10 protein-coding genes are annotated in these 13,247 nt (G+C 40.1%); 1 reads left to right on the forward strand and 9 read right to left on the reverse strand.

From position 1 onward, the window contains the following. Positions 1-61: 61 nt before the first annotated feature. On the reverse strand, positions 62-1,099 hold the full coding sequence (locus M2419_RS14865) for a hypothetical protein (RefSeq protein ID WP_153846109.1): 1,038 nt from the start codon (positions 1,097-1,099) through the stop codon (positions 62-64). Between the two features lie 216 nt (positions 1,100-1,315). Here M2419_RS14865 and M2419_RS14870 point away from each other — a divergent pair, with 216 nt between their 5' ends. Further along, positions 1,316-1,897, forward strand: coding sequence for a thymidine kinase (locus M2419_RS14870; protein ID WP_075991734.1), 582 nt, complete (start codon positions 1,316-1,318; stop codon positions 1,895-1,897). Between the two features lie 257 nt (positions 1,898-2,154). On the opposite strand, the gene M2419_RS14875 is transcribed toward M2419_RS14870, so the two are convergent. The 8 genes from M2419_RS14875 to ccoN all read right to left on the reverse strand — a co-directional run bounded on the left by M2419_RS14875 (position 2,155) and on the right by ccoN (position 12,323). After that, entirely contained in the window at positions 2,155-4,878 is a 2,724-nt protein-coding gene (locus M2419_RS14875) for a carboxypeptidase regulatory-like domain-containing protein (RefSeq protein ID WP_259255300.1), read from the reverse strand. A gap of 128 nt (positions 4,879-5,006) precedes the next feature. Continuing rightward, complete coding sequence (gene cls / locus M2419_RS14880; protein WP_153846107.1) at positions 5,007-6,470, reverse strand: cardiolipin synthase; 1,464 nt, start codon at positions 6,468-6,470, stop codon at positions 5,007-5,009. A gap of 57 nt (positions 6,471-6,527) precedes the next feature. Further along, entirely contained in the window at positions 6,528-7,217 is a 690-nt protein-coding gene (locus tag M2419_RS14885) for a sulfite exporter TauE/SafE family protein (RefSeq protein WP_153846106.1), read from the reverse strand. 9 nt (positions 7,218-7,226) lie between these two features. Beyond that, a complete protein-coding gene (locus M2419_RS14890; protein ID WP_153846105.1) occupies positions 7,227-7,649 on the reverse strand; it encodes a FixH family protein in 423 nt (140 codons plus the stop codon). Positions 7,650-7,660: 11 nt separating this feature from the next. Beyond that, positions 7,661-9,049, reverse strand: coding sequence for a cytochrome c oxidase accessory protein CcoG (gene ccoG, locus M2419_RS14895; RefSeq protein ID WP_153846104.1), 1,389 nt, complete (start codon positions 9,047-9,049; stop codon positions 7,661-7,663). 15 nt (positions 9,050-9,064) lie between these two features. Beyond that, complete coding sequence (locus tag M2419_RS14900; protein ID WP_153846103.1) at positions 9,065-9,979, reverse strand: cbb3-type cytochrome c oxidase N-terminal domain-containing protein; 915 nt, start codon at positions 9,977-9,979, stop codon at positions 9,065-9,067. A 3-nt stretch (positions 9,980-9,982) separates the two neighbouring features. Next, entirely contained in the window at positions 9,983-10,180 is a 198-nt protein-coding gene (locus tag M2419_RS14905; protein ID WP_046671935.1) for a hypothetical protein, read from the reverse strand. Between the two features lie 4 nt (positions 10,181-10,184). Continuing rightward, a complete protein-coding gene (gene ccoN, locus M2419_RS14910; RefSeq protein WP_153846102.1) occupies positions 10,185-12,323 on the reverse strand; it encodes a cytochrome-c oxidase, cbb3-type subunit I in 2,139 nt (712 codons plus the stop codon). Positions 12,324-13,247: the final 924 nt, after the last annotated feature.

The following is a 13,247-nucleotide window of genomic DNA, read 5'->3' on the forward strand; positions in this document are numbered from 1 at the left end:
ATATCGGCATAAAAAAACAGCTCCAGTAGAACAAGAGCTGTTTTTTTTATGTTTTATGATTTTAGTTATATCTTCTGCGCAGGACGTCGTATAATTTTTCAACGGTATGCGGCTTATCTGCCCATTTATTTTTAATAGCATAATTTGTCTGCAAAAATGCGTCCGCTTCTGCGTAGCTTGTAAACCTATTCAATAATTCGACAGCCTCACTATACGCTAAACTATACCCATTAAACAAATCCTTAATAAATAAGAGTTTGTCATTTAAGCTTATCCCTGCTTTAATATCCGTGAGTTTATCGGTATGTCCAGATTGATTCACCTGATAAACACGATTCTGCACGCCGGCTTGTTTCTGTTGAGAGATAATTTCATTTAAGGTCAATGGTCTTGCTGGAGCTTCCTCAATGACCGTATTGATTTCTTCCTGAATAAAAACTTCTTGCGGCTGTTCGATAACGACTTCTTTTGGTTCTTCGATTACTTCTGTAACGAAGACAGTCGGTTCTTCGACTTGCTCAGTGACGTCCTTTTCTGCCTGATAAGCTAATTCCTCCACTGGGGCAGCTGCAAAAACCGGGGGAATTGCAGCAACTGGAGGAATGACAGGTTCAACAATTTCAGGACTAGGTTCCTCCGATTTTGCAGGTTCACTTTCAGAAACAAATGGGACTTCTTTTTCCGCCACGATAGTTTCTTCATTTACCACAATGCTTTCTTCATTTCCACGGCTGAAATCTTCAACTGGCTGAGCGTCTTGAACCTCTTTTTGAGGCTGTTCAGCAACAACTTGTTGCGCTGATGTTCTAATGGTAGAAGGTGGGGTAAAATAATCGTTGAAAGCAATCTTCTTACTGTCCAAGGCAGCAGTACTTAAAGCATGCTGCGATTGACCTTCCTGAAGAACAGCCTTGGTCTTTAGTAAAGTTATGTATGCTGCCACAGCCTGTGCTTTCGCTTCCAGTGTTACTAATTCGTTAATTTCGGACAAACTCCCCTGCTCTGACAAGCTTAGATACTGTCCATTTAAATCCTGTAATAAATCGCCTATCTTATTAAAAATTTCCTCTTTAGTACCCATAATTCTATTTGAAATCACCAATTAATCATTTATAATACTTATACCTTCAACCGACCGAAAAGTGGAAAACTCAATCCTTTGATTTAGAAATATTTGGATTTACGTTCACTTTTTTGCTACCCAAATTTAATATTTAATTCTGATATTAGCAGTGTCAAAAACAGAATATAATGGGAGGTCATTTTACAAAAATCACCTTATTTGCAGACCTTCCGACAAAATTAAATTAATCAAATGCTTTTTTCCGAACATAATTTGGCTTTGCGCCCCGCTCAATATGGTAGCATTGAAATTGTCTGTGGCTCGATGTTCTCAGGCAAGACAGAAGAATTGATTCGCAGGCTAAAACGAGCACAATATGCACGTCTGAATGTCGAAATCTTTAAACCATCTGTTGACAAACGATACGATGAAAAGTTGGTCGTTTCTCACGATAGTAATAGCATCCCGTCAACACCCGTTGATCATTCTTCAGCGATCCTACTCTTAAGCTCATCTACCCAAGTTGTCGGAATCGATGAAGCACAATTTTTTGATGACGGTTTGACAGAGGTGTGTGTCAAATTGGCAAACAGTGGTATTCGGGTAATTGTTGCCGGGCTCGATATGGATTTTCAAGGGCAACCATTTGGCCCAATTCCCAATCTAATGGCAGTAGCCGAACACGTTACGAAAGTACATGCGGTTTGCATGCAATGTGGCGCTCCAGCGAATTATTCCTATCGCCTGACCAAGGATACGGAAACCGTACTTTTAGGTGAAAAAGACGCTTATGAACCACGTTGTAGACCCTGTTATTTCCACTTGAATAAATAGCCTGATCAAAAAAGTCAACTAAAAATCTGCCAAAAGTGCTATAAACACTATTTGGCATAGGATTTGAAATATACTTTATAAATAAGAAGATTAGCGCTATTAATAGCGACAAAATACTTTTCATAATTTAGGTTTATAATTGGTTAGTTAGCACCTCCTTGCCCATCAAGGAGGTGTTTTTTTTAACAAAAAAAAGAACGCTGCTCTCTTTGACTGAGAACAGCGTTCTTTTTTTGATCAACTCCTATATACAAGGTTTAAGGCTGAACACCGTAGTTTATTACCTTACGGCCGATATTCCCTGTTTGATCCATTCCCTCGACGATTACCTTGTAATTTCCATTTCCGTCGGCATTATAAAACTGAATGGCAGCCTCCCCGGTCTCTGTGATCGAGACTTTCGGATTCCAGTAAATGGTCGTTCTCAAATCGTTTGCAGCCTTTCTTTCCGGCGTATCATATTTTGGAACATAGAATTTCCGCTCTTTAATATACCCCAATGGATACATATCGATTACATTTGATTTAGGCAATAAGCTTTCAATCTCACTCAATGACATCCGTGGTTTCTTCGCTTCCACTTTCTTCGTATAGATTGACACAACACCATTATTTTGATACATTCTGGAGACTGTACCCAATTCATCACGTAAGAAGATTTCGATACCTTCGATATCCGCGACATTGATGCTATTCAATCCGGGCTCATCAATAGCCATACCGTTCAGAAAGAATTGAACAGGTGTACGCCCACCCGCATTATAATCACGAGAAACATAATATTTCAATGTCTGTGGATCATAAGTAATGCCCGTCAATACCGTTTGAAGACACATGGTCAACACGTTACAACCGGTCAAACGTTCGGGTTCAATACGGTGTTCCGGCATGGACAGCCCCGAAATAGAAGGAAAATCTTTATTGGTGATTACTTTCTTCACTACCGCTGTCACTTCGACCTCATCCAAGAGAATCGATTTTCGATATTCTTTTCGGCTATTCGCCAAATAAGGAGCAAAAGCTTGGTCTATATTAGGTACAAAATAACTCTTATAACCATTATTCTTATCGATCTCGGGGTAAAAGCTCTGGTCCATATTAATAACCAAGCTTCGGTAATTGTCATTCGATCGGGCATTAACCGTTACTTTGGACGAATCCGGGAACACAAGATCTTTAAATGTGAATCGTCCATTTTGATCCGTATAAACGTCCTTCTTAATATTACGGGAAGGTACCGATAAAAGTAACCCACCATTTGGATAAGGACGTCCCGTATTCATCCGAAGTATACCTGACAATTCGATTCCTTGCTCAGGAAGAAAACTAATCTGCGGCAACTTCTCCGATATAAGCGTCGGGTAGTCAAATCGACGATAGCCCTGCGTCATTAATAAAGCATCCAAAGCTTTATCCCGGTTGGGATTTTTTTCATCAAAATATGAATTTGGGTTCTCTACATTTCCTTTGAGGTCCGAAGTCAACAAAAAGTTGCTCACAATCGATAGATCTGCCTGATCATTATAAGGAACTTTGGATTCGTCTATTACAGCTACTGAATAGCTTCCTGGGAACTTCTGTCCATTGTTGTCTACAGCAAGTTTAAGATTGACCAAGTCTTTGGCCTTATAACTTTGCTTATCGCTCGTAACCTGAATATTTAAAAGCTTTTCACTTTGAACAAATGCCAGACGCTCACTGAGAGGCTTTCCATCAGGACTCAATAAAGTTACCTGGACAATACCATTTGGTAAACGCTCTTTCGGAATATTGACCAATGCTGATGAAGATTTTAAATTCACTTGCGCGCCAAAACAGAGATGTCCATTCGACTGAACTAAAACATAATAGGATTGCCCCTGGTTTTTTGAAAAATTCTCTTCACTGGTTACCACGGCAAACTCAGCATTTGTTGCATCCTGTTTTACAAAAACAACATTTGCCTTGTCATTGACAACAGCCGGCAATTTGTATTTGCGTTCCTGTCCATTCTCAAACTTCACAACTGCTTGATAATTTTCTCCTGCGAGCGGTAGAAGAGAAAAATAGCCCATTCCAGTTCCGAAGTCCGCAAACTCTGCTACAGATTTACCCTTAGAATCTAAAATAATTCCTTTTACCTTTAGACCCTTTCCATCGGATCCGAGGGCTTTAAATGCCACTTTTTTTGCCAATCCGGCGATAATATCTCCCCCTTCAGGAAAGAATTGCACATCCGCATCCCATAAGGCATTTTTTAGCAAGAAAGAACTAGACAAAGGTTTTTCATTTTTATTCTCTTGAATGCTAATCTTCAATTGTCCTTTCTCCAAATTTGCTTTTTCCTTCGCAGACAAATTTATCGTTACTTTCCCTAGACCATCAGTCTCACCTTTACCCTTGTCGAACGTTTCCCATCCCGAGACAAACTCCCAATTGATTTTTGAATTGATCATCGGCTTTCCCGTACGATCGCGGAACTGTATGACAGCTTGGGTTTTATTGCCACCAATGTTATTTTGAAATTCAATGTTCGTAATCAATTTCTTATTGATAACATCACCGATTGGCACCACCTTATTAAAAAAGTAGGCATTATCAAAGTTGGCCATCCATTTTGTGTAACTTCTAAATCGATAATTGTCCTGAGACATAAATTGAGGATCAAGTACAATCTGCCCATTTCCTACCCCTTTATCCAATGGAATTTTTAGTGTCTGAATCAGGGAATCACGACTGTTCAGTACTTCCACATAAGCTATTTTACTCGGCTCATATTCGGCCAAATTGCGGGATAAATAGGTCGAAAACCAGAGGGTATCCCCCACCGCATAATATGGCTTATCGAAATGTAAATGTACCTTTTCAACTGGGTAGACCTGAAAATATTTCTGAACTCGTTCTACGATCGTATTAATAGGCAACGTAGGTGTAGTCTGGGCATAAGTGGTCCCCATCCCTAACAGTCCTATCGATAAAGTCAATAGTTTTATGTGCTTCATTGAAAGTCTTAGAATAAAAAATGAATAGCTAAATATATTCAATTTTGAGCAAAGACCAACCCTATTGGGGTATTTTTAACATTTATTATACCTATTCATAGGGTCATTACCGACTCTTTAAAAATAATTTAAAGCAATGGAGCCAAAAGCCTACAGATGGAATCAACTCCTCTTTTCCAGCGGCTTCGCTGCATCCATTTTCGGATTGTAATCAGATCTGATAAGTCGATATCAGCCAAAAATTGCGCATTAAGACGGTCGCAAAGCGCTTTATCCGAGACAATTCCCGAGATTTCAAAATTGATATAAAAACTTCTAATATCTAAGTTTGTCGTACCGATATAGGCAAGCTTCCCATCAATACAGATGGTTTTGGCATGCAGAAATCCCTTTGTATAGAGGTATACATTGACTCCTCTTTCCAGTAGTGGTTTTATAAATGAGAATGAGGCATGCTGTACAAAAAACGAATCAGACTGGGCCGGCAACATCAAGTCCACACGGACACCTGAAGATACCGCGAGCATTAAAGCGGTCGTCAATTGATCGCTGGGAATAAAATATGGCGTACACAACTGTACATATTCTTTTGCTTCGTTGATACCGGCAATAATTGCTTCCATATTAAAGGGCGCTGGCGATCCAGGATCACTGGCTGTAAATCCTACTCCACTCGCATCTTCATCGGTAAGTGGAAATCGGTTTAAATAACCTCGGCCCAATTCAAACGATTCCGCATCTGTCTGGTTCCAGCTGTTCCAAAACTGGATTTGCAACGTATTTACGGCCGCGCCGACAACCATCATAGCTGTATCCCGCCAATAAACCTCATTTTTTCCATTATTGATATATCGATCTGAAATATTGATTCCGCCGACAAAGCCTATTTTCCCATCGATCACCGCTATCTTGCGGTGATTTCGGTAGTTGCTATTCGCCAAGGAACTGAAGGTTACTGGAAGAAAAGCTTGAAACACAAAATCGGGTTTATGCCGCCGTAAATATTTAATTACATCAGGAGCACCAAAACTATCCAATATCAGACGTACGGTGACCCCAGCTTTTGCTTTTTCTTCTAGAATATGTAAGATTTCCTGCCCTATTCCATCCATTTCCCAGATATAATATTCCATGTGAATGGAATGCTGCGCAGCTTTAAGGCGATCAATAAGTACCGGAAACTTTTCCTCCCCATTGATAAACAGGGTTACATCGTTGTTGAGGGAAAATGTAGAGATCTTTTGATTTTTAAGGTAGCGGTACACCATGGCCAAACTACCGATCCGCTCATTTAACGTATCAATATGTTCCTCCATAATTTCGGATTCCTTACGCCAGGCATCCAGTAGCTTTTTGGACTGCTCGCGATACACGCGTTTCATCCTTTTGACCTTCTTAAACTTCTGACCAAAGAAATAGTAACTGAGCAAACCGACGACAGGTAAGAAAACAATGACCATAATCCAGGCAATGGTCTTGGATGGATTACGGTTTTCGATCAAAATCGTCCCGATTACACCAATATAAAGGATGAGTAAGGGAATCCAATAATATTCTAATGCAATCTGTAAAATATGATGAAGTACCTCCATATTGTGTGCTAAGGGTTTTACCAAATATAATACTTAGCATCGACATATTGTTTGTCGTTAAACACAGTTTATTGCACCATCGACATGAATGAATGGACTTAAATACGGAATGTCTAAATTGGCACCCCGGAGTATAAACCATATTCCCAATAAGAAATAGAGAAAGGGAACCCATTTCGAAAATCCGATTTTGAAAGATCTGGAGAAATTTCCCAGAAAAGAAAACGCAAACAATAGCGGGATAGTTCCTAAGCCAAAATACAACATAAAAAAGAAACTTTGCTGTGGGCTGTCTGCATTTATGGACGACATGAGTGCCATGTAGACCATACCACAGGGCAATAAGCCATTCAGTACGCCGGCAATAAAACTCCCTCCCGGTTTATAGAGCCATTTCGACAATAAGCGTACAATTGGCTGCACAGCCTTCGTCTGCCAGCTAGCGATTTTTCTATTATGCTTACCAATAAGCTGGAATAAAGCAATTCCGATCAGGATAATACCTGTGGCCCAGCTCAAACTTCGCTGCCAACCTTGAATTTGCGCAAATGTCCCGATCGTACCGAGTAAAAGTCCTAAACAACCATAAGTCAGTACCCTGCCGGATTGATACAGTATCTTATTTAAGAAAACGTTCCAACCGAAACCCTGCCTTCCTTCAATAGCAAAAATTAATGGACCACACATTACCGCACAATGTATGCTTCCAAACAATCCCATGAAAAATGCAAAATAGGTATAGCTCATTTCCTTAAACTAAAATAAAATATGCTCTTCAAACAAAAAATCTTTACCTACACTCTTCCAGTCAATATACAAATTCCACATTCCTTTATCGAACGTGGAAATGGGCAGTGTATATAAATTACTGGTTGTCTGAAATGGTAATTCTTTATCCAATCGATTATCCGAAGGTTTTCGAAACAGCAATTTTCCTTTATTTTCTTTGGAGACAAAATGAATATACAAGGTATCTTGCCTGATTTCTATTGTCGGTGATTCCTTCATAATCAATACATTTTGCTTTTTATCGTAAGCTTGATCATAATTCAGTCCCTGCTCGTAATAGTCATCTTCTTCCAGACTATCCGAATCGTGACTCACCATGTATATTCCTGCTCCGACTATACACAACATAAATACCGCCAAGGTTAAAAAAATCTTTGTACCCCAATTCATTGTTTTTCAATTTAATTCATACCCGGAGGTGCTATAAAAGTGGTTTTTAAACTCTCCACTTTCTTATCTCCCGAATAGATAGCTAATTTTATATTACTTTTATAGGTCTCAACATCCTTATTCGCGATAATTAGAAAAAAGCTCAGTGTCGCATGCCCATCTTTACTCAATTTTTGAATAGGATTGACCAGTTGAATCTTTAAACGCGGATCATCACAGACCAATTTAAAAGGCATTTCTTTACCAGACTTATTAATCAATTCCAAAGAATACAGGTTGCTTATTGTCTTATCATCACGAAGTTGGTAGGTGCTTCCCTTTGCCCGGAGCAATCTTCCATCCACCTGAGAACGATTGAACAATAGAAAACAAAAGACCGACATTAATGCAACCAACACGATAGAATAGGCTATTGCCCTCGTATTGCTTTTTTTCTTCAGTGTTCCTTCAATCTCACCCATTGGATAAAAGCCAATTAACTTTTTAGGCTTTCCAATTTTGTCCATGACAGCATCACAGGCATCTATACAGGCCGTACAGCTTACACATTCTAATTGCAGGCCATTTCGAATATCAATTCCCGTGGGGCATACATGTACACAGAGTTTGCAGTCTACACAATCTCCATGTGTCGTCATTGCATCCTTTTGCTGTTTTCCTCTTGGCTCTCCACGTCTATGATCATATGCGACAGTTATACTTTGGTCATCGAGGAGTACCCCCTGCAATCTGCCATAAGGGCAAATTGCAATACATACAATCTCCCTGACATACGCAAACACGCCATAAAAAACTAATGTAAATATGATTATTGATATCAATCCACCGATATGTTGGTCCAATGGATCAGTGATGATCTTCATCAGCGCATCAACACCGATGATATAAGACAAAAAGATATTTGAAATGAAAAATGATATGATCAGGAATATACCATGTTTCAAAAATTTTTTCAATTGTTTTTGATCCGTATTTGGTCCAGCATCCAATTTCTTTTGTTGTTGCCAATCACCTTCGATCCAATATTCAATTCGTCTAAATATTAATTCCAAAAAAATGGTCTGGGGGCAAGTCCATCCACACCATACCCGTCCAAAGACAACAGTAAACAAAACCACACATACCATCACGATTAACATGCCGAATACGAATATGTAGAGATCCTGTGGATAGAAAAGATTTCCTAAGATGGAAAACTTTCGCTCAATAATGTTGAACATGAGAAACGGTTCACCATTTATTTTGATAAAAGGAACTACAAACAAGAACAGCAGTAGTGAATACCCAACCCACTGTCTCTTTTTGTAAAGCTCTCCCTGCGGTTTTTTGGCATAAATCCATTGTCTTTTTTTTGACTTAGATCCACCGTTATTGGCATTATTCACGACTACTGTACTCATTGCTATTTCAATTTACTACTCTGCTTTTTTATCTGTTTCAGCCTGATCTGCTTTGCTCTCATCTGCCCCCTTCTCTCCGCTTGCAGTTTGACCACCGCCATAGGTCACCTCATCACCTTGCGGAGCTTTTGGATTAGCAGGGTGTGTATCCCTTAAGGTGATAATATAACTGGCAACCTGTGCGATTTGTGCAGGACTTAAAGTTTGTTCCCATGGCACCATTCCTTTATCAGGAACACCATACTTAATGGTTTTGAAGATATCTTTAATCTCACCACCATGCAGCCAAAACTTATCGGTCAAGTTAGGTCCGATGCCTCCCTCGCCACTACCACCGTGACAAGCGACACAGTTTGCGGTAAAGATCGCTTTTCCATCAGCTGCCATTTCCGGCTGAAACTCCACGCTACTTTCGTCTACATTGCTCGCAGAAGCGGTAAGATAAGCCTGACGCTCTTTCTCGGCAACGACCATCTCATGTTCATACTCCTGGTCCTGGTTCATTCCGATGCCCGACACCTGATAAACAAATAAGTAAACAAGGCCGAAAAAAATCGTTCCATAAAAAAGGAAATTAAACCAGATCGGAATCGGATTATCCAATTCGCGGATACCATCATACTCATGGTCTATGACAATATCCTTTTCTTCTGAAATCGGTCTGATACCCATGATCTTGTTCCACGACCTTTTCATCCAGCCCTTATTCGCCGCCTTTTTGAGTTTTTCCTCCTTGGCCAATTCAGGCATGGTAATCTTAATGATGGATTTCATCGCGCGATTGACCATCAATGCCGAAGCAAGAAGAGCCAGCATCACAACGATCAATACAACAATTAAGATATCTGTGTATAAATTATCTGTACCGAATCCTATCGTAGATTGAACAACTTCTGTGGTAGCTGGTGCAGTATCCAATAATAAACTCATATATTATAGACTTTCAGGTGAATGATTCAGTTCCTTTTCTGTTTCATCTTCTTCCAAAGGCAATTCCTTCATATAAGTAACATAGTCTTTTTTCATTCGAAACAACATTATTGCTACTGAAATGAAGAACACCAAGAAGATCCAAAGTGATGCGATTAGATAAAGCTCACTGCCGTTTAGATTTGTTATTTGCTTAAACATGGCTTTATTGATTTGCGTTAACATTATCAGCTACTTTTGGAGCTGCTTTTATATCTGTTCCTAATCGCTGTAAGTATGCAATTACAGCTATAATCTCACGATCAGCTAACACATTCACTTGATTTTGTTTTAGATCATCGGCAATTTTTTGTGCCTGTTTGGTGAGATCCTGCTCAGCATGTTCAATTTCCGCATCGGTATAGGGGATTCCCAATTTCCGTAATGCTTTCATTTTATCTTGCAGAATAGAATTATCCAGCTTCTGATCGATTAACCAAGGATATGTTGGCATAATACTTCCTGGCGAGGTAATCGTCGGATCCAACAGGTGATCAAAGTGCCATTTATTTGGATATTTTCCACCGATGCGATGCAGATCCGGTCCGGTCCGCTTCGAACCCCATAAAAACGGTGTATCGTAAACAAACTCTCCCGCCTTACTATACTCTCCGTAACGGGCGGTTTCGGATCTAAATGGACGAATAGTTTGCGTGTGACAGTTCACACAACCTTCCCTAACGTAAAGATCCCTTCCCTGCAGTTCCAATGCTGTATAAGGTTTTACACTCGCAATCGTTGGAACGTTTTTAGAAATTGTAAAAGTCGGCACCATCTCCACCATACCCCCGATGAGGATGGCAATAAGAGCCAGTACCATAAATAAAATTGGCTTACGTTCAAGGCGACGGTGTTGAGACTGTTCGTTTACTTGAACCGGCAATAATGCAGGAGCTTCTGCAGGCTCATTGGCCAAAAGCTTCCCTTTTTGCATAGTTTTGATCAAGTTGAACGTCATCAGGAACACGCCCGATAGATAAAGTGCACCACCTAGTGCACGCATCATGTGCATTGGCAAAATTTCCAATGTTGTCGCAAGGAAGTTTGGATATTTCAAAACCCCTTCCGGTGTAAATTCTTTCCACATCAAGCCTTGTACTACAGCTGCCCAATACATCGGGATCGCATAGAACAAAATACCCAAGGTACCTATCCAAAAGTGCGTTGATGCCAATTTTTTAGAATATAACTCCGTTTTATAAATACGTGGTATCAACCAGTACAGAATACCGAATGTCATAAAGCCGTTCCATCCCAATGCACCTACGTGGACGTGTGCTACGATCCAGTCGGTAAAGTGAGCAATTGCATTCACCTGCTTTAAGGATAGCATAGGGCCTTCGAAAGTCGCCATACCATAACAAGTAAGGGCCACGACCATGAATTTTAACATAGGCTCCGTCCGTACCTTATCCCAGGCACCACGTAAGGTCAACAAGCCGTTAATCATACCGCCCCAACTCGGAGCAATCAACATAATGGAGAATACAACCCCTAAAGACTGTACCCAGCCAGGTAGCGCCGTATAGAGCAAATGGTGAGGACCTGCCCAGATATAAATAAAGATTAAAGACCAAAAGTGAAGAATACTTAACTTGTAAGAATAAACTGGACGGTTGGCCATCTTAGGAAGGAAATAATACATCATTCCCAAATAAGGAGTTGTCAAGAAAAAAGCAACTGCATTGTGACCATACCACCATTGTACCAGCGCATCCTGTACGCCTTTGTAGACATAATAGCTTTTCCAGCCAGCTACAGGTAATTGGATGGAGTTAACAATATGCAATACGGCTACTGTAACAAATGTGGCAATATAGAACCAAACAGCGACATACATGTGACGTTCGCGTCGTTTGATAATAGTACCGAACATATTGATTCCGAATACGACCCAAATGAGGGTAATTGCGATATCAATAGGCCATTCCATTTCGGCATACTCATGGCTTGAAGTAAGACCGAGGGGTAGTGTAATAGCCGAGGCAACAATAATTAATTGCCAACCCCAAAAATGGAGCTTGCTCAAAGCATCACTGAACATTCTTGCTTTAAGCACCCGCTGTAAGGAGTAATAAACTCCCATAAAAATACCATTACCTACGAAAGCAAAAATCACCGCATTGGTGTGCACAGGACGTACACGGCCAAATGTTGTAAATTGCAATCCAAAGTTCATCTGGGGCCAAACAAGCTGCGTCGCCACAAGCAATCCTATGGTCATACCAACTATCCCCCAAATAATGGTAGCGATTCCGAAATTCCTGACAATCTTGTTGTCGTAATTAAATTGCTCTAACTGCATTACTTAAATTGTTGATTCTGATTCAAAAATAAGCAGCAATTTATGACAATCTAATGATGGACAATGCGTACAAAAGTGATGTACGTCACTTTTTTATTACCCGATTACAAGGTTTAGTTAGCAATTTCGACCATTGGTTGTAAATGACTTAGGGAAAATAGAGATCTTGAAAGATACTTTTTACAATTAGATCAGACATCAAAAGTGACCGTAGTCACATTTCCTGCAGTTTAATACCTTGTTTTAATGGCAATATGGGTTAGAATCACTGTTACATATACACAAATTTATCCCAAAAACATCGGGACTATTGGCACGAAATAAATTGTATCTATAGTGCATCAAACCTCATCAGAATAGCAAACCTTAATCTGCAGACTCATTGCACTATTCGCCTATAGCAAGTGAGCTAAAGACTCTTTGTAAAGAATCGGTAGTGGGATTAGCTTGAACTGGCTTCCGTATACTGTTATAGCATAATTTAGTTAACCACTGTAGAAAAAGCCACTTATTAAAAGAATATGAGCTCAGCCTGAATTTAGTAATTCCCCTTAGCTACAAGGATGCACCATACCACCGGAGCACAGTGATGGCTGCATGACCGCCTGCTATGACTGTGTACCATTACCTGTATACTTCCCAACAGTCGGATAGCATATACAGTATTACAAGTAGCTACTGCAAGGCCAATTGATATGCAACTATAGGATACAGGTAAAAAGTAATAGGATTTGATACGGTCAGTGAAGGCTGCAGGGCTGCTATCGGTTGCGAAACAGCTGCCGATGGACAGGGCTCACCGACGGTCCTGTGCTGTGATAACCGATAGGCGGAGGATATGCAGTGATGGTCAGTGGCGGAAGTGTAATGGTCATGGAAGTATTTAAACGAAAGAAGCCCTTGACTGTTTCCAGCAAGGGCTTC

Source organism: Sphingobacterium sp. BIGb0116 (assembly GCF_024808035.1).
GTDB classification, from domain to species: domain Bacteria; phylum Bacteroidota; class Bacteroidia; order Sphingobacteriales; family Sphingobacteriaceae; genus Sphingobacterium; species Sphingobacterium paramultivorum.

What these genes read in the sequence shown, in the direction of transcription:
- M2419_RS14875 (WP_259255300.1), bottom strand. Translation starts at nt 4,878, where the DNA reads ATGAAGCACATAAAACTATTGACTTTATCGATAGGACTGTTAGGGATG.
- M2419_RS14885 (WP_153846106.1), bottom strand. Translation starts at nt 7,217, where the DNA reads ATGAGCTATACCTATTTTGCATTTTTCATGGGATTGTTTGGAAGCATA.
- ccoG (WP_153846104.1), bottom strand. Translation starts at nt 9,049, where the DNA reads ATGAGTACAGTAGTCGTGAATAATGCCAATAACGGTGGATCTAAGTCA.
- M2419_RS14890 (WP_153846105.1), bottom strand. Translation starts at nt 7,649, where the DNA reads ATGAATTGGGGTACAAAGATTTTTTTAACCTTGGCGGTATTTATGTTG.
- ccoN (WP_153846102.1), bottom strand. Translation starts at nt 12,323, where the DNA reads ATGCAGTTAGAGCAATTTAATTACGACAACAAGATTGTCAGGAATTTC.
- M2419_RS14870 (WP_075991734.1), top strand. Translation starts at nt 1,316, where the DNA reads ATGCTTTTTTCCGAACATAATTTGGCTTTGCGCCCCGCTCAATATGGT.
- M2419_RS14900 (WP_153846103.1), bottom strand. Translation starts at nt 9,979, where the DNA reads ATGAGTTTATTATTGGATACTGCACCAGCTACCACAGAAGTTGTTCAA.
- cls (WP_153846107.1), bottom strand. Translation starts at nt 6,470, where the DNA reads ATGGAGGTACTTCATCATATTTTACAGATTGCATTAGAATATTATTGG.
- M2419_RS14905 (WP_046671935.1), bottom strand. Translation starts at nt 10,180, where the DNA reads ATGTTTAAGCAAATAACAAATCTAAACGGCAGTGAGCTTTATCTAATC.